Source organism: Hydrogenophaga taeniospiralis CCUG 15921 (assembly GCF_001592305.1).
GTDB classification, from domain to species: domain Bacteria; phylum Pseudomonadota; class Gammaproteobacteria; order Burkholderiales; family Burkholderiaceae_C; genus Hydrogenophaga; species Hydrogenophaga taeniospiralis.
In genome coordinates, this window is record NZ_BCWR01000021.1 from 91,400 (window position 1) to 115,234 (window position 23,835).

Genomic DNA, 23,835 nt, shown 5'->3' on the forward strand with positions numbered 1-23,835 from the left:
AACGAAGGCCTTGCTCGATGCTTCGAGTCGCCCGCTCTGGGCGATCAACAGCGCCCCATCCCTGGCACCCTGCCGTCTGGCAGCGGGGCCGCGGCATGGGTTTCAATTCCCCACCCTCTCTCACAAAAGGTCCACGCCATGGCGGGCTTCCGTACGTTCCTGAAAAGCGGGCACACACCGACGCTGTTTGCAGCGTTCTTCTACCTCACGTTCTCGTTCGTGATCTGGGTCATGAACGGCGCCATGGCGCCCTTCATCAGCGAAGAGTTCAACCTCACGCCGGCCCAGAAGGGCCTGCTGCTGTCCATCCCCATCGTTGCCGGCGCGATCATGCGGTTTCCGCTCGGCCTGCTGGCGCAGTACGTGGGCCGCAAGACGGCGACCCTGGTCGAGCTGGCGCTGATCTGCTTCACCATGTCGTACGGCTACTTCTTCGTGAGCAGCTACGACGACATGCTCAAGATGGCCCTGCTGCTGGGCGTGGCGGGCGCGAGTTTCGGCGTGGCCATGTCGCTGGGCTCGGGCTGGTACCCGCCCAAATACAAGGGCCTGGCCATGGGTCTCGTCGGTGCGGGCAACGGCGGCACCGCCATCGCCGCGCTGCTGGCCCCGCCGCTGGCGCAGGCCTATGGCTGGCAGACGGTGTACAGCTTCGCGGCCATCGCCTCGCTGGTGCCCATGCTGGTGGTGGCCTTCATGGCCAAGGAACCACCCGACCGCGACCAGCACGCCGGCCTGCGCCAGCACCTGGACTGCCTGCTGGAAAAAGACGGCTGGGTGTTCAGCCTGATCTACATCGTCACCTTCGGCGGCTTCATCGGCATCACCACCTTCTTGCCCACCTACTACTACGACCAGTTCGGCGTGAGCAAGGTGCAGGCCGGTCAGCTCACCATGCTGGCCGCGCTGATGGGCTCGGTGGTGCGCATCTTCGGCGGCTGGATCTCCGACCATTGGGGGGGCGTGAACACGCTGACCGTGGTGCTGGTGGTGGTGTCGGTGGCGCTGGTGGGCGTGGGCCTGTCGGCCCACTCCATCGTGCTGACCACGCTGCTGCTGATCGTCTGTTTCGCCGCGCTGGGCGCGGGCAACGGCGCGCTGTTCCAACTGGTACCGCTGCGCTGGCCCACCTCCACCGCGGTGGCCGGCTCCATGATCGGCGAGATCGGCGCCCTGGGCGGTGGCCTGGTGCCGGCCATGATGGGCCAGTCCAAACAGCACACCGACAGCTTCCTCACCGGTTTCATCGTGATGGCGGTGTTCTCACTGCTCATGCTGGCCGTGATGCGCAAGATGCAAGTTCGCTGGACCAGAACTTGGGCGGAAAAGGGAGGCCGCGCGCGAAGCGCGTGATCTGCGCAGCAGACAAGGTGCGCCAGCACCTGGCCGAACTTTCAGCGAAGCTAAAAAGGGAGGCCGCGCGCGAAGCGCGTGATCTGCGCAACCAAGAGGACGTGGCGCACCTGGCCGCGTCCCCATTCAGCTCCAACCACGAAAACCGGGAGTTCACATGAATCCAGCAACGCTGCAACTGCTCGCCAAGTTCCGCAAGCTGTCCGGGCGGCAAGGCAGGCCCTTCGATGTGATGCGGTTCGTGGAAGACGCGGCCTATGCCCGTGAGTGCCTGGCGCTCACACTGAACACCGAAGACGAAGAGCTGTTGCTCGTGGGCCTGCAGCTGCAGCAGGCCATGGGCCTGAGCAGACCCACCGCCACGCCGTCGCCGACCGCAACGGCCAGCCCACCACCCGCCGCAGAGCCACCCGCCACCCCACACAACACCTACATCGGCCGGCTGCGCTGAACCGCAGCGCCATTGCCGAGGGGCCGAAGGGGCGCGCGCGCAGCGCCTGACTCAGATCGGGTCGCCCAGCAGCTTGGACAACGCCGCAATGTTCGCCGCGCTGGGGACTTGCGGCTTCATCTCGTCTTCCAGGGCCGTGGCGTTTTCGTGCGCCTGGATGGTGTCGACCATCTCGTACTGACTTTCCCAGGTGATGGTCTTGCCCGGCGGGCAGAGGTCGCGCAGGGTGCCGAACCAGTAGTAGCCGTCCTGACCACCAAAGAGCTTGTCGATGCCGCCGGCATCACCGGGTTTCAGCCCGTGGGCCGCGAGCACCAGGTTGAGCTTGTGGTGGGAGACCGAATAACGCATGGGATTTCCTGTGGTTGTAGCGAGAGACGAGGCGGTGCACACGCACGCGCAGACGGATCGTCGGGGCCGGCGATTCTACTGAACGGCAAGGCCTGGCCCACGACACAGCGGCGCGCCACGGCAACGCCCACCGGCCCGCGCAGGGGCAAAAACCCGGGCCCGGCAAGCCAGCGCGGGGCGGCTTAAACTGGCCACTCACCGCGCCACGCGGTTGACCGCCCCACCCGGCCCGCACCGCAACGAAGCGGCACGGCGCCCCCCCCACAGCCCCCCCCCCGAGTTTTCAACACGGCGCTGCCGCATGGCCACCCACGTCCGCCCCCATCCTTCCATCACCACCCCCGAGGCGCAGCCCGGCCCCGGCGCATGGAAAGGCCGCGCGTGAACCCCGCGCTGCGCTGGCTGCGCTCGTTCTACCCGGCCCCGCTGGCCATTGGCCGCGGCGAGCTCTGGCTCAGCAGCCTGGGCGTGGGCCTGGGGCTGCTGTGCACCGACTGGCTCAGCCGCCACGTGCTGGGCACGTCCAGCGTCTGGTTCATCGCGCCCATGGGCGCTTCGGCGGTGCTGCTGTTCGCGGTGCCGGCCAGCCCGCTGGCGCAGCCCTGGTCCATCGTTGGCGGCAACGTGCTCTCGGCGCTGATCGGCGTGGCCTGCCACCAGTGGCTGGGCTCCACGGGCCTGGCCGCCGCGGTGGCGGGCACAGGCGCCGTGGCGGCCATGTTCGCGCTGCGCTGCCTGCACCCGCCCGGCGGCGCGGTGGCGCTCACCGCCGTGCTGGGCGGCCCGGCGATCCACGAACTCGGCTTTGGTTTCGCGCTCTGGCCGGTGGCCGCCGATTCGGCCGTCATGCTGTTGCTGGCCCTGCTGTTCAACAACGCCATGGGACGCAGCTACCCGCACCACGGCGTGGCCCGGAGCCGCCCCCACGACACGCGCGACCCCCTGCCCACCCAGCGCGTGGGCCACACCAAGGAAGACCTGGACGCCGCGCTCGCCTCGTTCGGCGAGCTGCTCGACATCGACCGCGACGACCTGGAAGAAATCATGACCCGCGCGCAGATGCATGCGCAGCGCCGCCACTGGAACGGCGTGCGCTGCCAGGACATCATGTCGCGCGACGTGGTGAGCGTGGGCCCCGGCGATTCGGTGGACGAAGCCTGGGCTCGCCTGGCGCACCACAAGATCAAGGCGCTGCCCGTGGTGGACGCCGAGCAGCATCTGGTGGGCATCGTGTCGCTGCACGACTTTTTCATCGGCCAGAGCGCGCCGGCGCCCAGCCGCGTGCCGCGCATGAACACCGCGCGCCGGGTCGAAGACATCATGACGCGCAAGGTGCGCACTGCCCGCCCCGAACAGGCCATCGCCGACCTGGTGCGCGGGTTCTCCGATGGCGGCCTGCACCACATGCCCGTGCTCGACGCGCAGGACCGTCTGGTGGGCATGGTCACGCAGTCGGACCTGGTGGCCGCCCTGTTCATGACCCCTGCCGGCCCGGCCGTTGGCCCGCCATGAATTCCCCGCGCCGGCCGGGGATGAAGGCCGCGAAATTGGCCCTAGGCCCCATATCCGACTATATTTGTCAACTATGAACGCCACCACCACAACCCCCGCACAGCCCGGCCCCAAGACCTCCATCGACAAGCACAAGATCCGCTTCCTGTTGCTGGAGGGCATCCACCCCTCGGCTGTCAGCGTGCTGCGCGCGGCGGGCTACAGCCAGATCGAAAGCCTGCCCGGCGCCCTGCCCGACGATCAACTGCTCGCCAAGATCGCGGACGCGCATTTCGTCGGCATCCGCTCGCGCACCCAGCTCACCGCCAAGGTGCTGAGCCACGCCCAGCGTCTCGCCGCCGTGGGCTGTTTCTGCATCGGCACCAATCAGGTGGACCTGGCCGCAGCGCGCGAGCGCGGCATCGCCGTGTTCAACGCGCCGTTTTCCAACACCCGCTCGGTGGCCGAGCTGGTGCTGGCCGAGGCCATTTTGCTGATGCGCGGCATCCCCGAGAAGAACGCCGTGGCGCATCGCGGTGGCTGGCTGAAGTCGGCCAGCAACTCGTTCGAGATCCGCGGCAAGACGCTGGGCATCGTGGGTTACGGCGCCATCGGCACGCAGCTCTCTGTGCTGGCCGAAGCGCTGGGCATGCACGTGGTGTTCTTTGACGTGGCGACCAAGCTGCCGCTGGGCAACGCCAGGCCGCTCACCAGCCTGGACGAGCTGATGGCCACCGCCGACGTGGTGAGCCTGCACGTGCCCGAAACGCCCGCCACGCAATGGATGATCGGCGCGGCGCAACTCGCGCGCATGAAGCCCAGCGCGGTGCTCATCAACGCCTCGCGCGGCACCGTGGTGCAGGTGGACGCGCTGGCCAGCGCGCTGCACAACCAGGCCCTGCTCGGCGCCGCCATCGACGTGTTCCCCGAAGAGCCGCACAGCAACAAGGACGTGTTCGAATCGCCCCTGCGCGGCCTGGACAACGTGATCCTCACGCCGCACATCGGTGGCTCCACGCTGGAGGCGCAGGAAAACATCGGCATCGAGGTGGCGGAAAAGCTCGTGAAGTACAGCGACAACGGCACCTCCACCTCGGCCGTCAACTTCCCCGAAGTGGCCCTGCCCGCCCACCCCGGCAAACACCGCCTGCTGCACATCCACCGCAACGTGCCCGGCGTGCTCTCGGGCATCAACCGCGTCTTTTCCGACCACGGAATCAACATTTCGGCGCAGTATCTGCAAACACGCGAAGACGTGGGCTACGTGGTGATGGACATCGACGCCGCGCACTCCGAGCTGGCGCTGGCCGAACTCGCACGCGTGCCCGGCACGCTGCGCAGCCGCGTGCTGTTTTGAAAGGAACCCTTCATGCCCAAGCCGTTGCACCCCACCGCCCCCGCGCAGCCCACGCCCAGTGACGAGCCGGCCCTGACCAACACCGAGCTGGTGCAGCTGCGCATGCGCGTGATCGCGCTGGAAAACATGGTCGTCGCCCTGCTGGCCGACGCCACGCCCCAGCAGCAGGCCCTGGCACGCGAGATGGCCGGCTACATCTCACCCCGGCCGGGCTACACGCCCCACGCGCTCACCCTGCACGCGGCCGGGCAGATGCGCAACCTGGTGGATCGTGCGGACCGGTACCAGCCGATGCAGGCGGGTTGAGCGCCTGTTGGGTCCGCGCACGACCTCATAGCAGGCCGGTCTCGCGGTACCGCTCCCGCATCTTCTGGTCCACGATGGCGTTGAACGAGATGGGGGCCAGCAGCGTGGTCACCACGCCCATCAGCACCAGCACCGAAAACATGCCCTGATTGATGAAGCCGCGCTCCAGCGCGATGCTCGCCACCACCAGTTCCATCGCACCCCGACCATTGAGGATGAAGCCCAGGCCCAACGCCTCGCGGCTGGACATGCCGATGGCGCGCCCGCCCAGCCAGCCCGCCAGCACCTTCGATGCGATGGCGGCGAACAGCACGGCGGCAACGAAACCGACATCGGCCAAAGCCGAGATCTGAAACTCCAGCCCAAGATAAGCGAAGAACACCGGCGCGAGGAACCCGCCCGTGATCGAGCTGAGAGTGCGCCGCAGGTCGTCATAACGCGCGGCCACGAATTGGCGCTTGTCCAGCAGCAAGGCCGCGAAGAACGCCCCGATGACGAAGTGGAAACCCAGACTCTCGCTGAGCGAACCGAAGGCCAGCACAAAGACGATCACGATGCCGAACACGGCCTCGGGCCCGAACATCGCGGCCAGCTTCTCCGGCCCGGCCGACACCTCGACACCACGCCGGTGCAGCAGGTTGAGCAGCGCATTGAGGCCGAGCACCGCCAGGGTCAGCACCAGCAGCTTGAGCGTCACCACCCCACCGGTGGCGAAGATCGCCGCCCAGCTGGACTGCGCCGGCAGCGCCAGCAACACGCCCAGAATGAACAGCGCGAGGATGTCGTTGATGACGGCCGTGGACACCGAATAGCGCCCGATGGCCGTTTGCAGCAAGCCCAGTTCGTCGAGCATCTTCACTGCCACGGGCATCGCGGTGATGGAGATGCACAGCCCCAGGAAGATGGTGCGCATCAGGTCCTGGTCGAAGGCCCAGGCCACCGCAGCACCGGCGCCAAAGGGCAGAAAAAAAGCGACCACGGCGACGACGAAGCCGCGGCCGCGCATGGCAGCCTGCACGTCCTTGAAACTCATCTCCAGGCCAGCGTCGAGCACGACCAGGAAGATCGCCAGCGACGCGATGCCCGACAGCGCCGGATTCGGTGCGACAAACCCCAACACCGCCGGCCCGAGCACGATGCCCGCCATCATCTCGCCGACGATGGCCGGCTGACCCCAGCGTGTGAACAGGTGCCCAAGCACCCTCGCCAGCACGATCAGCGTCAACAAGCTTGTGAGTATTTGCATCTGGCTCCCTGGTTGACGGCGGAACGGATGGGAAGGCAGCGACCGCTGCGGGTTCTTCCGCGTGCTGGAGGCAGTCTAAACGGCAAGGAACCAGGTCTCGCTGGTGGCGCCCGCCGACTTCATCCTAGCCAAACCGCTCCACCATGAAGTCCACGAAGCTGCGCAGCTTGGGCGAGCGATACCGATCCTGCAAATAGACCACGCTCATCGGCCGGCTGGGGAGTTCATACGCGGGCAACAACCGCACCAAACGCCCCGCCTGGACGTCGGCCTCCAGCAATATCGCCGGCTGCAACACGATGCCCATGCCGTGCAAAGCAGCGACCCGCAGCGCCTGCCCGTGGTTGACCTGCAGGCGCCCCGAGACCGGAATGCGCCATGAGCCATCGCCGTTCTCCAGCCGCCAACTGGTCAATGCAGCGGGGCTGAAGGACAGGCAATCGTGCGCGCTGAGGTCTTCGGGCTTGGCCGGTGTGCCCCTGCGCGCCAGGTAGTCGGGCGAGGCACAGATCATCAGCCTGTAGGGTGCCAACGACTGGGCGATCAGCGCCGAATCCGGCAACTGGCCGATGCGGATGGCCGCTTCGACCCCTTCCTCCACGAAATCCACCACGCGGTCGCACAGCGTCACATCGACGCTGACCTCGGGGTAGCGCTCCAGGTACACCGACAAAGCCGGCATCAAGGCTTCGGTGCCGAAGGTCACAGGCGCGGTGATTCGAAGCTTTCCTGCGGGCGCCAATTGCAGGTTCTGCGCCTGCGCATCGGTCTCGGCCACCAGCCGAAGGATTTCCTTGCAGCGGACGTAGTAGTCCTCACCGAAAGCGGTGAGGTTCTGGCGTCTGGTGGTTCGCTGGAGCAGTTGCATGCCCAGGCGCTTTTCCAGCGTACGCAGGTGGTTGCCCGCCATCGTCGCTGAGATGTCGCAAGCCGTGGCGGCGGCACTCAAGCTGCCTTTCTCGACGGCCAGGACATACACCCGCATGCTGTCCAACAAGTCCATTGACAACCCTTGATTTCAAATGAATCAATAAAAATGAAGTTTATCTATTTTTTGTTCTAAATCAAACTGCGGTCTTCCATTCCAGAGAACCCCATGAAAGCCATAGAACTCACCGCCCCCTCCCTCACCGCGTTCCGCCCCACCGAACTGCCCGACCCGAAGCCCCGCCACGGCGAAGTGCTGGTCCGCCTGCGTGCCGCTGCGCTGAACTTCGTGGACGTGGCCATCGCCACGGGCCATTTCCCCGGCGCTGGCTTCCCGATGATTCCCGTCACCGATGGCGCGGGCGAAGTTGCCGCCCTGGGCGAAGGCGTCAGCGGTTGGTCCGTGGGCGACCGAGTGATCCCGCATTTCATGCCGAACTGGCAAGGTGGGGCGATCACGCCGTCCAACGTCGCCGCCATGCGTGGCGTCACCCTGCCAGGGTCGCTGGCGGAGTACGTGGCCGTGCCAGCCGCCAGCTTGGTGGCGCTGCCCGCGCATCTGGATTTCGTCCAGGGTGCGGCGCTGCCCATCGCCGCGACGACCGCCTGGAATGCCGTGCGCTCGGCCTCGACACGCCCCGGGTCTGTCGTGGTGCTGTTGGGTACCGGCGGGGTCAGCATCTTTGCCTTGCAGTTCGCCAAAGCATCGGGTGCCACGGTGATCCTCGCGTCGTCGTCCGATGAGAAGCTGGAACGCGCACGCCAACTGGGCGCCGACCACCTGATCAACTACCGCGCCACGCCAGCTTGGGATGAAGAGGTGTTGAGACTCACCGAAGGCCGTGGCGCTGATCTGGTGGTGGAAACGGTGGGCGGGCAGACCATCGTGCGCTCACTCAACGCAGCGGCCATGGGAGGCACCGTATTCACGGTGGGCTTCATCACCGGCACCACCTCCTCCATCGACCTGTTGCCGATCATCGTCAAGGCCTTGCGCATCGTCGGCAACAACACCGGCTCGGTCGCCGACCTGGCGCAAGCGGCTCGCGCCATCGCGGCCAACCGCATCGTGCCGGTCATCGACCGGACGTTCGGCATCGACGAAACCAGCGCAGCCTATGCCGAGCTCAGTGCCGGTGGCCGGCATGTCGGAAAGATCGCCATCGCGCATTGATGCCTTGGGGGCCACACCCCTGAACCGGTGCGGCATGGCTGCCTATGGAGGTGCAGCCTGTTCCCCGTTGCCTGCGTCGTCCAACCTACAGACGTAGCGCACTTCCTGGAGCTGTCGCCCACCCAACTCGAACGCCTGGGCAGGCCGCGCATCCGCCACAAAACCGGCCGCGCGGTAGAAGCGGATGGCGCGTTCGTTCTGGGGAAACACCCACAGGCTGCAGGTGGTGAAACCGCGATCGCGCATCAGCTCACGGGCCCGAAGCCAGAGTTGCCGGCCGGCGCCCGTGGACCAGCATTCCGGCGCCACGTACAGCGCCCAAACCTCCGCCTCTGACAGCGGGGCTCCTTCGCCCCGGCTGGCACCGAACGACAACCAACCCACCACGGCGCCATGGCGCTTTGACACGAGCAACTCGGGCTCCTCAGCGGCGATGCACTTGCGCCACATGGCTTCGCGCTGCTCGACAGAAAGCGACGCCAGGTATTCGGCGGAAAGAATCGACGCGTAAGCCGCACGCCAGGCGTTGACGTGGATCTCCGCGACGGCGTGCGCGTCCTCGGCTTGGGCGTGGTCGATCTGCATTGCCCAAGGATCGCCGCGAACCACATCCGACGAGAACAGCGTGAAGCGCGTCAGCCCGGCAGTGGACGCCACACCCCACGGGACCTCGGTGTTAACGCGAGACAGCGCCCGCCCCGCCTCGTTCGTCCATTCCGCTTCGATATGGCAGTCAATGAATCCCGGGCGTGGATAGTTGCTGTTGATCGACAGGTTTTCGGGACTGACGACGGGAGCTTTTTCAATGAATGTATGAAGCAGACCACTGGAATCCATCAGATGGCATTCAACCCAACCAGGTTGGTCATCGGTGACGTAACGCGAAATTTGCACGGCAATTGCCGGCACCAACTGAAAGCTCTCGCGCTTGAGCTCAAACATTCTTTGAGAAATTCAATGACTAAGGTGCCGGGAGCAAGACACCTACCAGCAAAAGCACTGGCACGGAGACAAGCAGCATGAGTGCATAAGACACGCCAACAAGTTTGACCCCTCCCAGCCAACCCACCTTGTTGCCATCCGCACGGGTCGCTCTGCCAGAGAAAAACCAAGCCCCAACAAACAAGTTGACTCCAAGGCCAATCAAAAACGCCATAACAGGCGGAAAAAAACCTCCCAACGAGAGGCCCGAAAAATAGCCCGCTGCAGCGAGGAAAAAGATCATTAACGAGAAAATAAAAGTGTGTCTCCAAGTCACTGTGGTGCGACGAAGAACAAAAGCCGCAAGCTTGACAAAGCTGGCAAAAAGCACAACTGTCAAAATAAGAGGAAGCATACCTATCACTGTAGACATATAAATTTTTATTTGAGGAAATTATCAATTATCGATATCGGGAATCCATCCCAATCAAAATTTTCACCACATACGAAAAAACATTGACTTTAAATTTGTGCATATGCACATCTTTACGAAACCAGCTCAAGAACAAAACTAGGTTTCATTGACATACCCGCGCTCCTGGGCCCCGGCCTGATCCTCGAAGATGGCCATTGCCGTGCTCATGCGCTTGAACCCCAGCTTCTTGTAGAACGACTCTTTGCCGGGCACCGAGTAGAGAATGATTTTCTTGTGCCCTCTGGACAGCTCCACCAGTTTGGCCACGATCTGTTTGCCGAGACCCAGACCTTGATGGCTGGGCAGCAGCGCGACGTCGCAGATGTATGAGCAGTCGACGCCATCGGCCAGCGCCCGCCCGACGCCAACGAGCTTTTCATCTTCGTAGACGAAACACTTGAACATGCTGTTCGTGAACGCGGTCTTCAGGCCGCTCGGATTTTTGCTGCCGAGTGGCGCTGCGTCATACAGCGCAGCGAGTTCATTCCAGTCGAGACCGTCGATGGAATAGGACCAGATGAGTGGCACGTTGGGCTCCTGTGAAGGGGTGAATTCAAGTCTGGCGCATTGCCGGTGGATCGTAGCCCAGGCCTTGGCGCGGCTACTGGGCAGCTGCAGACCTTACCCGTTGGCAGGCGCTGCATTCCAGACTTGAATCCACCCTTCGAAACAGGCGTGTTGCCGCCCTAGAGTTGCATCGCCACCTCGATGGCGCCCAACACGAACAGAGCGATCCAGAGGCTCGTGGCGAGCATCAGCACCGTGGGGCGCCACCCGGTTCGGGCCAGGCCGCCCAGCGAGGTTTTCATGCCCAGCGCGGTCACCCCCACCATCAGGCAGGCGCGCGAGCTTTCGCCCAGGCTCAGTTGCAGACTGGTCGACATCCAGCCGGCCGAATGAACACCCACCAGACCCACGAACAGCACCAGAAAGCCCGGCACCGGGAGCTTGAACCTGCGCGTGGGCGGCACGGCTGCGGTCTGTGAGGGGCGCTTACGAACAACCACCGAGATGGCCATGACCACGACCACCAGCAGACCCACCCGAAGCAGCTTGACGATGGACGCCGTATCCCCGGCCTCCTGGCCCAGCGAATAGCCGGCCACCACCACCTGGGCCACGTCGTGGATGGTGCCGCCCAGAAAGACGCCGGCCCACAGGGGCGGCAGCCCCAGCGCACTGGCCACCAGCGGGTAGAGCAGCATGGCCACGGTGGACAGCACGGTGGCGAGCACCACCGCGCTCAAGGTGTTGCTCTCGCGGTGTTCGTCTTTCGGCAGCACGGCCGCAATGGCCAGCGCTGCGGCGGCCCCGCAAATGGCGGTGGCGCCACCGGCGAGCAGGCCCATGCTCCACGACAGCCGCAACCAGCGCGCCGCCAGCACACCGCACAACACGGTACTGATCACCGCCAGGGCCACGATGAGGCCGGTGGCCCAGCCCAGGCTTTGAATCTGCCCGACCGTGATGCGCGCGCCCAGCAAACCAATGCCCAGCCGCAGCACCACGCGCATGCACGCATCCACACCGGGTGCCGTGCGCGGGTCGTGGCTCTGGTAGTGAAAGGCCGCCCCCATGAGCAGGCCGTACAGCATGGGCGGGCCGCCGTGTTTGTTGGACACGAGCGCAGCGGCCAGCGCAATCACCACACACAAGGCCACGCCAGGCCAGAGTTCCACCAAGCGGCTTGAGTGCGCGTTCCAGGTTTCCATGGTGCCGGAGCGCCACCCGGACCGCATGAAGCGGCGCCATCCAAGGGCACCGCCGGGCCGGCTTTGCCGGACGGCCAGTGCCGCCCCCTTGAGGGGGTGGCGCGAAGCGCCGCGGGGGTGTTTCATTTCTCCACAAAAGCGCGTTCGATCACGTACTGCCCGGGCTGGCTCATGTTGCCTTCGCGCAGGCCCAGTTTGTCGAGCAGGTCGCGCGTGTCGCGCAGCATTTCCGGGCTGCCGCAGAGCATGAAACGGTCGTCTGATGTGCTCAATGGCGGCAGGCCCAGGTCGTGCGGAAGGCGACCGGTTTCCAGCAGCGTGGGGATGCGCCCCTGATGGCGAAACGCCTCGCGCGTGACCGTGGGGTAGTACAGCAGCTTGGCCCGCGCCTGCTCGCCAAACCATTCGTTGCGGGGCAGTTCGTGGGTGATCAGGTGCTCGTAAGCGAGCTCGTTCACCTGCCGGCAGCCGTGCACCAGCACGATCTTGTCGAACAGCTCGTACACGTCAGGGTCACGGATCACACTCATGAACGGCGCCAGGCCCGTGCCGGTGGACAGCAGGTAGAGGTGGCGGCCCGGCGTAAGGTTCTGGGTGAGCAGCGTGCCCGAGGCCTTGCGGCCGACCAGCACCGTGTCACCCACCTGGATGTGCTGCAGGCGCGAGGTGAGCGGCCCATCGGGCACCTTGATGCTCAGGAACTCCAGCGTCTCTTCGTAGTGCGGGCTCACCATGCTGTACGCGCGCAGCAAGGGCCTGCCGTCGACCATGAGGCCGATCATGGCGAACTGGCCGCTCTGGTAGCGGAAACCCGGGTCGCGGGTGGTGGTGAAGGAGAACAGGCGGTCGGTCCAGTGGTGAACCGTCAGCACCTGGGCTTCGAACAGATTGCTCATGGTCGGGCTTCCGGTTGAAGGGTCGAAGAGAGTTCGCGCAGGTAGGGCCAGGGGTAGATGCCGCGGTCGTGGCCATCGTCAAAACACAGCTGCAGGCCAAACTCGCCCACCGGGTGCAGCTCGGTCATGCGGGTGGTGGCGGGTGAGGTGGGACCAAGGCCGTCGCGCCGCAGCTTCACGCACGCGGCGCAGCGGCAGGCACAACGCAAGGCGCGTGAGCTCATGGAGGCCTGCAGGCCGTCGCTCCAGCCAATATCAAGCCGACCCGACGCCTCGTGGTGAACGATGTCCACCGGGTGCACGACATCTGCGCTCATAGGACAACCCTCCGTGCTGCGCACTGCGGGGCTGAGCGCCTTCGGAACGGCCGAGCGGCGCTCATTCGATGGACCCTCCCACGCCCTGGGGCCCCATCTCCACGCTGAGACCGGCCAGGCCGCCTTCCATGAGGTCGCCCCCCATGGCGGCCAGGCTCTCTTCGCGAATCAGCCCCTTGATGGTCTTCACCAGGGCGGCGAACTCGGGCGTGGCCGTCATCTCGGGCGTGCGCGGCCGGGGCAAGGGCACCACGATCTCGGACTTCACGCGGCCCGGGCGTGCCGTCATCACGTAGATGCGGTCCGACAGGAAGATCGCTTCGTCGATGTCGTGGGTGATGAACAGCACCGAGATGCGCAGGCGCTGCCACATGTTGGTGAGGATCTCCTGCATCACCACCCGGGTCTGAGAATCCAGCGCACCGAAGGGCTCGTCCATCAGCAACACCTGCGGGCTCGTTGAGAGCGCCCGCACGATGCCCACGCGCTGCTTCATGCCGCCCGAGAGCTGATCGGGGTAGTGGTTCTCGAAATGCAGCAGGCCCGCCAGCCCCAGCAAGGTGCGCGCACGGGTTTCGCGCGCGGTGCGCGACACGCCCTGGATCTTCATGCCGAACTCGACGTTCTTGCGCACCGTCATCCAGGGAAACAGCGAGTACTGCTGAAACACCACGCCGCGGTCGGCGCCGGGCTCCTCGATGCGCGCGCCGTCCAGCCGGGCCTCGCCCGCACTGGGCTGCACGAACCCCGCCGCCACGTTGAGCAGGCTCGACTTGCCGCACCCCGAAGGGCCGATGAGCGAGACGAATTCACCGGGCTGCACATGGATGGAGACCGAGTCCACCGCCTGGACCGCCGCGCCCTTGACCTTGAACTGGATGGACACGTCCTGCATTTCCACCAGGCCGCGCACCGCCACTTCGGGTGGGGACATCACGGCGCTCATGAACGCTCTCCCGGTGAAGCCGATGCCTGCCAGGGCATGGCAAGGCGCGAGGTCAGGCGGATCGCGCTGCTGCACAGCAAGCCCAGGATGCCGATGGTGATCATGCCCAGCGCGATTTCGGGGTAGGAGATGAGCGAATACGCCTCCCAGGTGAAGTAGCCGATGCCGAACTGCCCCGAGATCATTTCCGCCGCAATCAACGACACCCAGGCCACCCCCATGCCCACGGCCAGGCCGGTGAAGATGTGCGGCAAGGCAGCGGGCAACACCACCTCAAACAGCAGCGTGGGTTCTCGCGCCCCCAGCGAGCGGGCGGCGCGCAGCAACACCGGGTCGATCGCTTCCACCCCATGGATGCTGTTGAGCAAGATGGGGAAGAACGCACCGAGGAAGGTGATGAACACGATGCTGACCTCGTTGCTCGGCCACAGCATGATGGACATGGGCACCCAGGCAATGGCCGGGATCGGGCGGAACACCTCCAGCGCCGGCATGCTGATCTGGCGGAACCACCGGTAGCGACCGATCAACAGGCCCAGGCCGATACCGAGCACCGCCGCAATGGCAAAGCCATAGAGGATGCGGCGCACGCTGATGCCGATGTTGGTGACGAAGGTGGTGGACTGGTTGACCTCGATCACCTTGGCGAACACCTCCGCCGGGCTGGGGATGTTGCCGAAGCGCACATAGAAGTCGAGCCGGTAGTGCGTGGCCAGGTGCCAGGCCAGCAACACGCTGCCGATGGAGATCGCGGCCATGATCCAGCCGCGCATCTGGTCCCGCACGCAGGCCACCAGAAAGGCCATGCCCGGGGCCTTTGCACCCACACCGCTGCCGGACGCGGCCTGGCTCTTCACACTGCTCAACGCAGCCACCGGGGTCTTGGCGGCCGGCGCGTCCGGTGTCTCTGCGGGGCGCGCGAGCGGGCTGGGGTTGTCGGGCAGGTAAGCCATGCGGTCACGGCTCACGTCAAGCAAGGAGGCTGCGCGCATGGCCTACTTCCCGCTCATGGCCACGTCGCTGGCGGGCATCGCCAGCGCGAGAGCTTCGTCGTACGTGGCCAGCTTGCCGCCGTTTTTCGCAGCAAAGGCCTCGGCGTCCTTCTTCAGCAGAAAGGGCACCACCGCAGGGGCTTTGGGGTTGCTGAGGTTGACCGAGTAGAAGGCTTTGTCGGCAAACAGCTTGATGCCCAGCGTCTTGTCGAACAAGTAGGCCACCGAGACCTTCTTGCCGTCGGCCTGGTACTGCCGCACCCCCGCCAGCAGGCAGGCCGGTGAGCTCACGGGAACCAGGCCCGCGCCATCGAGCCAGATCTCACCCGCATCCTTGGGGTGGGTCACCATGCGGTTGCAGATGGGGTCGCGGCCCGCGATGTCGTAGTTGGCCAGCGTCTGCTTCTGCGCGTCGTAGTCTTCGCCGCGCTCCTTGAAAGCCTGGCGCACATAGGTCTCGTTGACCCAGGCATTGAGGTCGAACTCCTTCACGCGGCCCAGCTTGGACAGCACACCGTGCGCGAGCTTGATGGTCTCAAGCCAGCGTGGTTTGATGGTCGGGTCAAGGGTGTGGATGCCGTTCGGGCCGAGGAACATGTAGCCCACTTCCTTCTCGATCTTGGTCCACTCCTCCACCTTCTGCATCGCCATGCTCGGGTTCTTGCGCACCCAGTCGTTGGCCTCCATCAAGGCCTTGATGTAGGCCACCACGGCCTCGGGGTAGGCGTCGGCGAAATCCTTGCGCACCACCACACCGTGGAAGGTGGGCACCTTGGTCTGCGCGCCGTCAAAGATCTTGCGGGCGAAACCGCGGTAGGGCAGCAGGTCGGCGAAGGGCACGAAGTCGCCGTGCGCGTCGATCTTCTTTTCCTGCAGGTTGGTGGTGCCCACCTCGGGGCTCTGGCTCACCAGGTTCCAGTAGTCGTTGGGCCAGCCGCGTTCCTGCAAGGCCTGCAACATCATCCCGTGTGCCGCCGAGCCAAAAGGCACGGACACCGTCTTGCCCTTGAGGTCGGCCAGCTCGTAGTAAGGGCTGTCCTTGTGCACCACCACGCCGTTGCCCGAACCGAAAGCGTTGTAGGCAATGATGGCCACCAGCTGGGTTTCATTGCCCCGGTTCTGCTGCCCGGTGGCGCCGTTCACCAGCAGCGGGTAGTCGCCCATCATCCCGATCTGCAGCTTGTTGGCCACCATGCCATTGGTGACCGGCGGGCCGGAGGTGAAGTTCTGCCAGTCGAGCTTCCAGGTGATGTTGGCGTACTTGCCGGTTTTTGGCAGGTGTTTTTCCAGCAGCTTGAGCTCCTTGAGCACGATGCCACCGGTGACGGTGTTGGTGGTCGTGTTCTGCGTGCCGATGCCGATCGTGACTTCTTTCTTGGCCTGTGCCTGCGAGACCGAAGGCAACAGGGCCAGAGCCAGCGACAGCCACATCGCGGGGATCAAGAGGTGGAAGAACCAGGGGGGCCGTGGGGTGCGGGTGATAGCAGTCATGAGAACCTCCAGGTGGGTTGATTGATTCAAACAAGGGGGGTCGGGGTGTGGCCTTGAGCGTGGGGCTCAGGCGGTTTCGCTCAGCAGACTGCGCTTGTCTTTGCGCTCGGCCCATTGCGCCGCATCGGGCAGGGGCTCTTGTGTGGTGGTGATCACAGGCCACTTGGGTGCCAGCGCTGCGTTCAGCGCCACGTACTCCAACTGGTCGGGGCTCAAATCTTTCTCTTCCAGAATCGCCTCCACCGGGCACTCGGGAATGCAGACGCCGCAGTCGATGCAGGCGTCGGGGTCGATCACGAGGAAGTTCGGCCCCTCGTGAAAACAGTCCACCGGGCACACCGCCACGCAGTCCGTGTATTTGCAGCCAATGCAGGCTTCGGTGACGACGTGGGTCATGACGCAGCTCCCGGGTTGCCGTTCATCTGGATCGACGTGAGGGCGAGCTTGGCCAGCTTGCGCACGTCGGGATCGCTGTCTTTCAAGGCGCGCTCCAGCGGCGCAATGGCGCGGGTGTCGCCGATCTCGCCCAGCGCGATCACCGCTTCCTTGCGCAGGTTGCTTACGGCGTGGGTGGTGGCCTCACTCAGCACCTGAACCGCCATCGTGGCCTTGAGCTTGCCCAGGCTGCGCGCGGCCTTCACGCGCACCTGCCAGTAGGCGTCGTCCATGGCGCGGATGAGGTCGGGCACGCCCAGCGTGGAACGGGTCTTGGCAAAGGTGGTGGCGGCTTCTTCACGCACCTGCCAGGCGCTGTCGACCAGGGCGCGGCTGAGCGCCGGGTGCACGCTCACGGCGGTGGATTCACCGGCATAACCCAGCGCCCCCACCGCCACCCGCCGCACTTCAGGCTCTGGATCGTGCGCGGCTATCTGGGTGAGATCCGCAATGGCCTGGGGCCGTTTGAGGTAACCCAGCACGCCCACGGCTTCGCGCCGCACCGCGGGGTCCGCGTCGCTCAGTGCCTGCAGCGCGGGCTCGAAGGCCTCGTCCACCCGCAGGGCCTTCACGGCATGCAGGGCCGCCGCCTTGACGCCCGGATCGGCATCCACCAGGTACGGCAGGATGGGGCCGGCCGAAGCGGGCTCCTTCAACTCGGCCAGGGTGTAGGCCACCGCCGCGCGCACATCGGCGTCGCTGTCTTTGAGCAGAGGCACCAGGGCCGTCAGCACATCCATGTCCTCATGGCCTTCGAGCGCCTTGGCGGCCTCCAGCCGCACCAGCGGACTGCTGTCGCCGAGCGCAGCCGTGAGCAGGGGTGCCACGTCGTCTTCCTCGTCCGTGTACGGGAGTTCAAGCACGGCGACACGGCGCACGCCCGGGTCGCTGTCTTGCAGGCGCTGGCGGATGCTCTGGTGAAGGATCTGACTCATGCTCACCTCACCAGATAGGGAATGTTCACGTGCACGGCGCCGGTGGGGCAGTCCTTCTCGCAAGGCATGCAGTACCAGCATTCGTCGAACTTCATGAACGCCTTGTTCTTCACCAGGTCGATGGCGAGCACATCGAGCGGACAGACGTCGACGCAGACGGTGCAGCCCTTGTCGGCAATGCACTTGTCGTCGTCAACGACAACCGGTGCCTGGGTTCGGGTGGTGGTGATGGTCATGGGGATGGCCTTTCGGTGGGTGATGCGGTTCAGGCGGCTTTGGCGGTGGCCGGGCTGGCCACGCGAAGGCGCTGGTAGGCCACCTTCTCCTGGTCGTTGAGTTCGACCACGTAGGGCTCCACCTCACGCTTGCGGAACCTGGCGTTGCCGTTGCCGTCGCTGGTGACGTTGGTGTGGCAGAACCAGTTCTGATCGTCCTTTTCCGGGTGATCCACGCACAGGTGGTACAGGCCCCAGCGGCTTTCGGTACGGAACAACGAGGCGCGCGCGGCCAGTTCGGCGCAGTCGCGGATGGTGTGGGCCTCCATGGCGCGCATGAGCTCGTGCGGGTCCGCCGCCACCATGTGGTCCAGGTCTTCGCGGATCTCGTCGAAACGCTGCAGGCCGATCTCCATCTTGCGGGTGACCTTGGGTGGCTGCAGGTAGTCGTTGACCACGCGGCGGGTCTTGTATTCGACCTGGAAGGGCGTGGGCCCTTCGCTGCGCGACAGCGGTGCCGCGACGCGCTCACGCTCCGCCTGCACACGGTCCTGATCGATGCGCGGATCGCTGGCACCGGCCACGTAGTCGGCGGCGTTCTCACCGCAGAACTTGCCGTAGACGAAGGCGCCCAGCATGTAGTTGTGCGGAATGCTGGCGCAGTCGCCCGCCGCGTACAGGCCGGGGATGGAGCACTCGCCACGCTCGTTGGTCCAGATGCCGGAGGCGCTGTGGCCGCTGCAGAAGCCGATCTCGGAGATGTGCATCTCGATCATGGCCTTGCGGTAGTCCGTGCCGCGCCCTTCGTGGAAGCGGCCGCGGCTGGGCCGCTCGTTGGTGTGCAGGATGTGCTCGATCTCGCTGATGGTTTCTTCGGCCAGATGGTCGAGCTTGAGGAACACCGGGCCCTTGCCGCCTTCGAGTTCGTTGAAGAACTCCATCATCATCTGGCCGCTCCAGTAGTCGCACTCGATGAAGCGCTCGCCCGCGTTGTTCGAGGTGTAGCCCCCGAACGGGCCGGTCACATAGGCACAGGCCGGGCCGTTGTAGTCCTTGATCAGCGGGTTGATCTGGAAGCACTCGAGGTTGGTGAGCTCAGCGCCGGCGTGGTAAGCCATCACATGGCCTTCGCCGGTGTTGGTCGGGTTCTCATAGGTGCCGAACATGTAGCCCGAAGCCGGCAGCCCCAGGCGGCCAGCGGCGCCGGTGCAGATCACCACGGCCTTGGCCTTGATGACGTAGAAGTCCGCAGTGCGGCAGTCAAAGCCCATCACCCCCGTGATCTCGCCACCGGCACCGGTGAGCAGCCGGGTGGCCACCACGCGGTTGGTGATCTCCACACGCGCCTTCTTCAGCTGGCGGTAGAGCACGCGCTTCATGTGGTGGCCTTCGGGCATGGGCAGCACGTAGCTGCCGATGTGGTGCACCTTGCGCACGGCGTAGTCGCCGGTTTCGTCCTTCTCGAACTTGATGCCCCATTTGTCCAGCTCTTCGATCATTGCGAAGCTGTTGGCCGCGTAGGCGTACACCCCCTTCTGGTCCACGATGCCGTCGTTGGCCACCGTGATCTCCTTGGTGTATTGCTCGGGCGTGGCGTGGCCGGGAATCACCGCGTTGTTCAGGCCATCCATGCCCATGGAGATCGCGCCGCTGCGTTTCACGTTGGCCTTGTCCAGCAGCAGCACGCGCAGCCTGGGATTTTTTTCCTTGGCTTTCACCGCGGCCATGGGGCCGCCGGTGCCGCCACCGATCACCACAATGTCGTACTCAAGTTCGATGGTTTTCATACAGACCTTTCGGGTTCTTCACGGGGAGGGGGTTGAGGCGTCAGAGCGGGACGCGATCGACGCGCACCTTGTACTGAAAGGCGTCGCCGCGGTAATAGAGGTGCTCGTAGTCGATGGGGGTGCCGTCGCTGGTGTGGGTGGTCCGCTCGATCACCAGCACCGGCGAGCCCTCTTCCACCTGCAGTTGCCCGGCCAGGCGCTCATCGGCCAGCGTGGAGCCGATCTGCAGGTCGGCATGGCCCAGCGACATGCCATAGTCGTTTTCCAGGATCACGAAGACGTCGCGACTCGCGAGGTCTTCCTTGGCCAGGCGCGCGCCGATGGCCACCGGCAGGTAGGTGATGTCCAGCGAGATCGGCTCGCGGTTAAGAAAGCGCAGGCGCTGCAGCTCGGTAACTTTGGCCCGCTTGGTCAGTTGCAGGCGCTCCTGCACCTGGGCCGAAGGCAGCACCGTGCGCATGGACACCACGCGCGCAAACGTCTCGTAGCCCATCTGGCGCATGGCCTCGCCGAACCCCTGCAGCTTGCCCAGGTCTTGAAACGCCTTGGGCTTGGCCACGAAGGTGCCCTTGCCGTGGATGCGGAACACCAGGCCTTCGTTCTGCAGGTCGCTCAAGGCCTGGCGCACCGTGATGCGGCTGACACTGAAGGCCGCCATCATTTCGCTCTCGGAAGGCATCTGCTCATGGGGCTTGTAGGTGCCATCAAGCACACGAGCGCGCAAGATTTCCTTGATCTGCTCGTACAGCGGCGTGGGCGACGACGGCTGAATTTCGTCCACCGGACGGGGCAAAGGCAGATTCGTGACGACAGCGCGTAAACCGTTGGAGGCCATGTTTTTGCTCACTTCCTGATAACTCGTTATGACAAGTCATGATGAGCAAACAGCATGCCAACCCGATTCAAGCCGGTTTGAGGCCCATTGGTGCGATATCCCGGCCCAAAGCGTCGATAAAAGTCACCAACGCTGCGCTGCTGGTGCACGGCTGGCCCAAGCCCGGTGCATCCGCAGCGGGAATGCACAGGGATCGCGCACTTGGGGCACGGGATGCGGGCTTTAGGCAGTCAGGCGGGCCACTTGATTACCGGCACCAATGCAAGACCGCCCTACTTCGGCGAGAACAGCAGCAGGCCCTGGCGCGCGAGAGGGCCAGCCTACATCTCAAGTGTGAGGATGCTTTCGCCAGAGCTCCACCCCTGAGCAGGAGTGGCAAAGCCACTGCGGAAGGGGATTCTTCCATCGGCATCCGTGGCGCGCCCAATGCCAGGCGCCATGCCGGTGGCTCTCCGCTCGGGCGAAAGGCTGGGCGTCAACGTGCTGCCCGCATGGCATACCAGCCGTGAATGAGCCCAGCCTGATAGAACTGCACCGGTGACCCGAATCCGCCCGCTTCAATGAGGCGCTCTACATGGGGCGGAGGCAGGATCGACACGTCACGCGCGTACGCGTCGCGCATCTGCTGTATTCGCTGAGGCGAGAGATCTGCCGACGCCATGGTTTTCAGCCACACCTCCAGAAGGCCACCGTAGCTCCCGGCGCTGGTGTCTGCGGCCAGGTCAGATGAGGCCAGGATGCCACCATCTCTCAGACGGGCTGCGATCTGGCCGAAGAACCTTGTCCTTTCGTCGGTGTCCAGAATGAACTGCGACACCAGAAAGCAAGTGGCGCCGTCAAACTGCCCGCTTTCGGACAACGAATCCAAGTACCCGTTGTGGAACACGCAGCGGCTCCTGTAGCCATTCTGTTCAGCCCGCATCTCTGCAGCACTGACCATTCCAGATGAGGGCTCAACTGCGACGAACGTCCAGTCAGGGAACCGTTCGGCCAAGTAGTGAATCTCGGCTCCGGTCCCTGCGCCCACGCAAAGAATGCGAGCATCCCGAGGCAAGCGGCTGAAGAGCGCCGCGACCAAGACATGGATGCCGTCTCGGAACGCTGCCAGCTTGACCCACTGCTGGTCGTATGTTGACGACTGCTGGTCAAAGGTGGTTTCGAGTTGCGATTTATCCATTGCGAGTCAGGTTGTTGGTGGTGCTTTGAGCTGAGCGGCGGCCAGGGCGCCATTCCGTTGACCGGCCGCTCAAGCGGAATACGAAGGAACGGAAAGGGTTAGGCCTGCTTTCGGTACAGGGCCAGAGAGCCGGCCAACGCGAGCAGGGCACCACCACATACTCTCTCCAGCCAGAGCGCGCCTTTTGCTCGAAGCACCTTCATTGCCTGGGCCCCGGCGCACGCATAGCCGAGCATGACGGCGAAATCGATGGTTGCGAAGGTGACTGCGAGTGCCGAGTACTGCGGCCACTGGGGCTCCGTGGGAACGATGAACTGCGGCAGGAATGCTGAGAAGAAGAGGTACCCCTTCGGATTCGTCACTGCGACGAGCAGGCTGCGGAGGAAGACGGCACGCCGGCTGGGCGCAAGGGTTTCACTCTCTTCCGATGGAAGTGCAAGGGATCCGGTGGATCGCAAGAGGCGCAGGCCCAGATATGCCAAGTACGCGACACCAACCCACTTGACGACCGAGAACCAGAACTCTGAAGCGGCGAGCAGGGCGCCGAGGCCAAGTGCCACAGCGCCGATGAGGACGAAGTCGGACAACACAGCGCCGAACATGCCGGGGACCGACGCTCGGACGCCAAGGCGGGAGCCGTTTGTGAGCGCGAGCAGCACGGTGGGGCCAGGCGTTGCGATGCCAATGAATGCGACGAGGGCGAACAGGAGGAGGGTTTCAGGCATGGGGCAGGCCTAACGAATGAAAGGGACTTCTCAGTCCCGGGTGGTCCGCGCAGTTGCGGGGTACAGCATCCAAGTGCCACGAAGGGAAGTGTGATCTCTCATCAACTCACTCGTTTTTGTGGAAGGGGAAGTCCATGACCATCGTATCCGTTGGCCTCGATCTGGCAAAGAACGTGTTTGCCATCCACGGCGTGGATGAGTCAGGCAAGCCCACGCTGGTGTGCCCCAGTTGTGCCGCGCGCCAAACTGATTGAACTCATCGCCTCGCTACCACCCTGCCCGATCGGCATGGAGGCTTGTTCTGGCGCCCACCATTGGGTGCGCGAGCTTCAACAGTTCGGTCACACCGTGCGACTGAACAGAAAGATCACCCGAGAGAGCTTTGTAATGCCGGCCTGAGTGGCTGGCCCTTTTGTTCCACCCACGCCGCTTGCGACGAGATTGATTGACCCACATGGCCAACCGGGCACACCCCAGAGCGTCTGACGCCGATAACTCTTCCTGCAGCTTGCCTGCCGCTTGTATTATTTGGCGCGACGCTCCCGCAGATTCCATGCTGGCACGGACCACGACAGAGTCCACCTCAGATGCCGGATATACGACTGCAGGCGATTCCCCAACAGCCACACCATTAATCAGTTTCTTGCCCTTGTGGGGGAGTCCATATATGAAGGGTTGGGTAACCCGCGCTGCAAATGCACGATCGATCTCTAACCGATATTCCGCACCTCTGTAGCTTGGGACCACACAACTTGCCATGTGCCGTTGGCTCTTTCATAGAAATCGGTGTGCCAGTAGTCAGTTCGCGGGACGTGGTGCGACCCAAATGTGACTTCCATGCTGGATCGATAGCGGAGAATAGCGACCGACTCGCTTAAACGTACTTCGATTTGCGCGGGATCCCATGCGTGGTACTTGAGCACACCGGCGGAGATTGCGCCAAGGTATTGTTCCCTGGAGAGAGCCATGCCGACAGGAGTAATCAATTGAAAGTCTGAGCGGTGAAGCGACATCGCTTCTTCGACCTTCCCACCAACCAGCGCCGCAAGGCGACGTCGCTCGGTTGAGCGAAGTGTCTCGCATTCAGTTTCGTGAGAGGAATTTTGGATATGTGCAGGCATTTGTGTTACCGATAGAATGAAAATGGGTTGCCCAACTTTGATGTAGTCGCCATCGGTCCGCTGCTGCTGGTGGCCGAGCCCTTACTCAACGAATCTCATAAGCGCATCCGGTATTCGCACTATAGCTTTCATTTATGCCCACAGAATCCCGCCGGGTTTGCAATGACAGGTTCGGGGTTCGGAGCAAGATGTCTGCTAC

26 protein-coding genes and 1 pseudogene are annotated in these 23,835 nt (G+C 64.3%); 7 read left to right on the top strand and 20 right to left on the bottom strand.

What is annotated here, in order from left to right:
• Positions 1-138 precede the first annotated feature (138 nt).
• Together HTA01S_RS22350 and HTA01S_RS22355 are read left to right on the top strand one after the other, a co-directional pair.
• Positions 139-1,353, top strand: a complete 1,215-nt coding sequence (locus tag HTA01S_RS22350) for an MFS transporter (protein WP_068175430.1) — start codon at positions 139-141, stop codon at positions 1,351-1,353.
• Positions 1,354-1,510: 157 nt separating this feature from the next.
• On the top strand, positions 1,511-1,804 hold the full coding sequence (locus tag HTA01S_RS22355; RefSeq protein ID WP_068175432.1) for a hypothetical protein: 294 nt from the start codon (positions 1,511-1,513) through the stop codon (positions 1,802-1,804).
• Between the two features lie 51 nt (positions 1,805-1,855).
• Here the strand turns inward: HTA01S_RS22355 and HTA01S_RS22360 are convergent, their stop codons facing one another.
• Positions 1,856-2,155: a hypothetical protein gene (locus HTA01S_RS22360; RefSeq protein ID WP_068175434.1), complete on the bottom strand. Its 300-nt coding sequence runs from the start codon at positions 2,153-2,155 to the stop codon at positions 1,856-1,858.
• Positions 2,156-2,521: 366 nt separating this feature from the next.
• On the opposite strand from HTA01S_RS22360, the gene HTA01S_RS22365 reads away from it, so the two are divergent.
• The 3 genes from HTA01S_RS22365 to HTA01S_RS22375 all read left to right on the top strand — a co-directional run bounded on the left by HTA01S_RS22365 (position 2,522) and on the right by HTA01S_RS22375 (position 5,309).
• Positions 2,522-3,667: an HPP family protein gene (locus HTA01S_RS22365; protein ID WP_068175435.1), complete on the top strand. Its 1,146-nt coding sequence runs from the start codon at positions 2,522-2,524 to the stop codon at positions 3,665-3,667.
• 73 nt (positions 3,668-3,740) lie between these two features.
• Positions 3,741-5,003 (top strand): phosphoglycerate dehydrogenase, encoded by a 1,263-nt coding sequence (gene serA / locus HTA01S_RS22370; RefSeq protein ID WP_068175438.1) that lies wholly within the window; start codon positions 3,741-3,743, stop codon positions 5,001-5,003.
• Between the two features lie 12 nt (positions 5,004-5,015).
• Positions 5,016-5,309, top strand: a complete 294-nt coding sequence (locus HTA01S_RS22375) for a hypothetical protein (protein ID WP_068175440.1) — start codon at positions 5,016-5,018, stop codon at positions 5,307-5,309.
• A 25-nt stretch (positions 5,310-5,334) separates the two neighbouring features.
• Here the strand turns inward: HTA01S_RS22375 and HTA01S_RS22380 are convergent, their stop codons facing one another.
• Both HTA01S_RS22380 and HTA01S_RS22385 read right to left on the bottom strand, forming a co-directional pair.
• The gene (locus tag HTA01S_RS22380; protein ID WP_068175442.1) at positions 5,335-6,555 is read right to left on the bottom strand and encodes a cation:proton antiporter; all 1,221 of its coding nucleotides are present in this window, start codon (positions 6,553-6,555) and stop codon (positions 5,335-5,337) included.
• A gap of 124 nt (positions 6,556-6,679) precedes the next feature.
• Positions 6,680-7,558, bottom strand: coding sequence for a LysR family transcriptional regulator (locus HTA01S_RS22385; RefSeq protein WP_068175444.1), 879 nt, complete (start codon positions 7,556-7,558; stop codon positions 6,680-6,682).
• Positions 7,559-7,651: 93 nt separating this feature from the next.
• Here HTA01S_RS22385 and HTA01S_RS22390 point away from each other — a divergent pair, with 93 nt between their 5' ends.
• On the top strand, positions 7,652-8,656 hold the full coding sequence (locus tag HTA01S_RS22390; protein ID WP_068175445.1) for a zinc-dependent alcohol dehydrogenase family protein: 1,005 nt from the start codon (positions 7,652-7,654) through the stop codon (positions 8,654-8,656).
• Between the two features lie 42 nt (positions 8,657-8,698).
• Here the strand turns inward: HTA01S_RS22390 and HTA01S_RS25780 are convergent, their stop codons facing one another.
• The 16 genes from HTA01S_RS25780 to HTA01S_RS22465 all read right to left on the bottom strand — a co-directional run bounded on the left by HTA01S_RS25780 (position 8,699) and on the right by HTA01S_RS22465 (position 22,515).
• A complete protein-coding gene (locus HTA01S_RS25780) occupies positions 8,699-9,598 on the bottom strand; it encodes a GNAT family N-acetyltransferase (RefSeq protein ID WP_218017378.1) in 900 nt (299 codons plus the stop codon).
• A gap of 19 nt (positions 9,599-9,617) precedes the next feature.
• Entirely contained in the window at positions 9,618-10,010 is a 393-nt protein-coding gene (locus HTA01S_RS25445) for a hypothetical protein (RefSeq protein WP_157572236.1), read from the bottom strand.
• A gap of 138 nt (positions 10,011-10,148) precedes the next feature.
• Entirely contained in the window at positions 10,149-10,580 is a 432-nt protein-coding gene (locus HTA01S_RS22400) for a GNAT family N-acetyltransferase (protein ID WP_068175447.1), read from the bottom strand.
• Positions 10,581-10,738: 158 nt separating this feature from the next.
• Positions 10,739-11,764, bottom strand: a complete 1,026-nt coding sequence (locus tag HTA01S_RS22405) for a YeiH family protein (protein WP_245638176.1) — start codon at positions 11,762-11,764, stop codon at positions 10,739-10,741.
• Between the two features lie 122 nt (positions 11,765-11,886).
• Positions 11,887-12,660, bottom strand: a complete 774-nt coding sequence (locus tag HTA01S_RS22410; protein ID WP_068175449.1) for a ferredoxin--NADP reductase — start codon at positions 12,658-12,660, stop codon at positions 11,887-11,889.
• Complete coding sequence (locus HTA01S_RS22415) at positions 12,657-12,977, bottom strand: DUF971 domain-containing protein (protein WP_068175451.1); 321 nt, start codon at positions 12,975-12,977, stop codon at positions 12,657-12,659. The genes HTA01S_RS22410 and HTA01S_RS22415 overlap by 4 nt, the downstream gene beginning before the upstream one ends.
• A 61-nt stretch (positions 12,978-13,038) precedes the next feature.
• Positions 13,039-13,923, bottom strand: coding sequence for an ABC transporter ATP-binding protein (locus HTA01S_RS22420; RefSeq protein ID WP_157572237.1), 885 nt, complete (start codon positions 13,921-13,923; stop codon positions 13,039-13,041).
• On the bottom strand, positions 13,920-14,915 hold the full coding sequence (locus tag HTA01S_RS22425) for an ABC transporter permease (protein ID WP_245638177.1): 996 nt from the start codon (positions 14,913-14,915) through the stop codon (positions 13,920-13,922). The genes HTA01S_RS22420 and HTA01S_RS22425 overlap by 4 nt, the downstream gene beginning before the upstream one ends.
• A 3-nt stretch (positions 14,916-14,918) precedes the next feature.
• Positions 14,919-16,406 (bottom strand): ABC transporter substrate-binding protein, encoded by a 1,488-nt coding sequence (locus tag HTA01S_RS22430; RefSeq protein ID WP_245638178.1) that lies wholly within the window; start codon positions 16,404-16,406, stop codon positions 14,919-14,921.
• A gap of 66 nt (positions 16,407-16,472) precedes the next feature.
• On the bottom strand, positions 16,473-16,802 hold the full coding sequence (gene fdxA, locus HTA01S_RS22435; protein ID WP_068175455.1) for a ferredoxin FdxA: 330 nt from the start codon (positions 16,800-16,802) through the stop codon (positions 16,473-16,475).
• Positions 16,799-17,776 (bottom strand): HEAT repeat domain-containing protein, encoded by a 978-nt coding sequence (locus HTA01S_RS22440; protein WP_068175457.1) that lies wholly within the window; start codon positions 17,774-17,776, stop codon positions 16,799-16,801. Before HTA01S_RS22440 ends, fdxA begins: the two co-directional genes overlap by 4 nt.
• A gap of 2 nt (positions 17,777-17,778) precedes the next feature.
• Positions 17,779-18,012 carry a 4Fe-4S dicluster domain-containing protein gene (locus HTA01S_RS22445; RefSeq protein ID WP_056273822.1) on the bottom strand — a complete coding sequence of 78 codons (234 nt, stop codon included), beginning with the start codon at positions 18,010-18,012 and terminating at the stop codon, positions 17,779-17,781.
• Between the two features lie 29 nt (positions 18,013-18,041).
• On the bottom strand, positions 18,042-19,778 hold the full coding sequence (locus HTA01S_RS22450; protein ID WP_068175459.1) for a fumarate reductase/succinate dehydrogenase flavoprotein subunit: 1,737 nt from the start codon (positions 19,776-19,778) through the stop codon (positions 18,042-18,044).
• Between the two features lie 40 nt (positions 19,779-19,818).
• On the bottom strand, positions 19,819-20,613 hold the full coding sequence (locus HTA01S_RS22455) for a GntR family transcriptional regulator (RefSeq protein ID WP_218017379.1): 795 nt from the start codon (positions 20,611-20,613) through the stop codon (positions 19,819-19,821).
• 475 nt (positions 20,614-21,088) lie between these two features.
• Positions 21,089-21,790: a class I SAM-dependent methyltransferase gene (locus tag HTA01S_RS22460; protein WP_068175463.1), complete on the bottom strand. Its 702-nt coding sequence runs from the start codon at positions 21,788-21,790 to the stop codon at positions 21,089-21,091.
• Positions 21,791-21,888: 98 nt separating this feature from the next.
• Positions 21,889-22,515, bottom strand: coding sequence for a LysE family translocator (locus tag HTA01S_RS22465; RefSeq protein WP_068175465.1), 627 nt, complete (start codon positions 22,513-22,515; stop codon positions 21,889-21,891).
• A gap of 134 nt (positions 22,516-22,649) precedes the next feature.
• Here HTA01S_RS22465 and HTA01S_RS24960 point away from each other — a divergent pair.
• Positions 22,650-22,872: pseudogene (locus HTA01S_RS24960) on the top strand (IS110 family transposase); the annotation flags it as partial.
• Between the two features lie 353 nt (positions 22,873-23,225).
• Here HTA01S_RS24960 and HTA01S_RS26300 read toward each other — a convergent pair.
• The gene (locus HTA01S_RS26300; protein WP_084236477.1) at positions 23,226-23,636 is read right to left on the bottom strand and encodes a nuclear transport factor 2 family protein; all 411 of its coding nucleotides are present in this window, start codon (positions 23,634-23,636) and stop codon (positions 23,226-23,228) included.
• Between the last annotated feature and the right edge of the window lie 199 nt (positions 23,637-23,835).

Coding starts and splice junctions, on each gene's coding strand:
- HTA01S_RS22455 (WP_218017379.1), bottom strand. CDS start 20,613: ATGGCCTCCAACGGTTTACGCGCTGTCGTCACGAATCTGCCTTTGCCC.
- serA (WP_068175438.1), top strand. CDS start 3,741: ATGAACGCCACCACCACAACCCCCGCACAGCCCGGCCCCAAGACCTCC.
- HTA01S_RS22440 (WP_068175457.1), bottom strand. CDS start 17,776: ATGAGTCAGATCCTTCACCAGAGCATCCGCCAGCGCCTGCAAGACAGC.
- HTA01S_RS25445 (WP_157572236.1), bottom strand. CDS start 10,010: ATGTCTACAGTGATAGGTATGCTTCCTCTTATTTTGACAGTTGTGCTT.
- HTA01S_RS22420 (WP_157572237.1), bottom strand. CDS start 13,923: ATGAGCGCCGTGATGTCCCCACCCGAAGTGGCGGTGCGCGGCCTGGTG.
- HTA01S_RS22390 (WP_068175445.1), top strand. CDS start 7,652: ATGAAAGCCATAGAACTCACCGCCCCCTCCCTCACCGCGTTCCGCCCC.
- HTA01S_RS22465 (WP_068175465.1), bottom strand. CDS start 22,515: ATGCCTGAAACCCTCCTCCTGTTCGCCCTCGTCGCATTCATTGGCATC.
- HTA01S_RS22380 (WP_068175442.1), bottom strand. CDS start 6,555: ATGCAAATACTCACAAGCTTGTTGACGCTGATCGTGCTGGCGAGGGTG.
- HTA01S_RS22385 (WP_068175444.1), bottom strand. CDS start 7,558: ATGGACTTGTTGGACAGCATGCGGGTGTATGTCCTGGCCGTCGAGAAA.
- HTA01S_RS22425 (WP_245638177.1), bottom strand. CDS start 14,915: ATGCGCGCAGCCTCCTTGCTTGACGTGAGCCGTGACCGCATGGCTTAC.
- HTA01S_RS22360 (WP_068175434.1), bottom strand. CDS start 2,155: ATGCGTTATTCGGTCTCCCACCACAAGCTCAACCTGGTGCTCGCGGCC.
- HTA01S_RS22450 (WP_068175459.1), bottom strand. CDS start 19,778: ATGAAAACCATCGAACTTGAGTACGACATTGTGGTGATCGGTGGCGGC.
- HTA01S_RS22365 (WP_068175435.1), top strand. CDS start 2,522: ATGGAAAGGCCGCGCGTGAACCCCGCGCTGCGCTGGCTGCGCTCGTTC.
- HTA01S_RS22460 (WP_068175463.1), bottom strand. CDS start 21,790: ATGGATAAATCGCAACTCGAAACCACCTTTGACCAGCAGTCGTCAACA.
- HTA01S_RS22445 (WP_056273822.1), bottom strand. CDS start 18,012: ATGACCATCACCACCACCCGAACCCAGGCACCGGTTGTCGTTGACGAC.
- HTA01S_RS22405 (WP_245638176.1), bottom strand. CDS start 11,764: ATGGAAACCTGGAACGCGCACTCAAGCCGCTTGGTGGAACTCTGGCCT.
- HTA01S_RS26300 (WP_084236477.1), bottom strand. CDS start 23,636: ATGCCTGCACATATCCAAAATTCCTCTCACGAAACTGAATGCGAGACA.
- HTA01S_RS22355 (WP_068175432.1), top strand. CDS start 1,511: ATGAATCCAGCAACGCTGCAACTGCTCGCCAAGTTCCGCAAGCTGTCC.
- fdxA (WP_068175455.1), bottom strand. CDS start 16,802: ATGACCCACGTCGTCACCGAAGCCTGCATTGGCTGCAAATACACGGAC.
- HTA01S_RS22350 (WP_068175430.1), top strand. CDS start 139: ATGGCGGGCTTCCGTACGTTCCTGAAAAGCGGGCACACACCGACGCTG.
- HTA01S_RS22415 (WP_068175451.1), bottom strand. CDS start 12,977: ATGAGCGCAGATGTCGTGCACCCGGTGGACATCGTTCACCACGAGGCG.
- HTA01S_RS22375 (WP_068175440.1), top strand. CDS start 5,016: ATGCCCAAGCCGTTGCACCCCACCGCCCCCGCGCAGCCCACGCCCAGT.
- HTA01S_RS25780 (WP_218017378.1), bottom strand. CDS start 9,598: ATGTTTGAGCTCAAGCGCGAGAGCTTTCAGTTGGTGCCGGCAATTGCC.
- HTA01S_RS22430 (WP_245638178.1), bottom strand. CDS start 16,406: ATGACTGCTATCACCCGCACCCCACGGCCCCCCTGGTTCTTCCACCTC.
- HTA01S_RS22410 (WP_068175449.1), bottom strand. CDS start 12,660: ATGAGCAATCTGTTCGAAGCCCAGGTGCTGACGGTTCACCACTGGACC.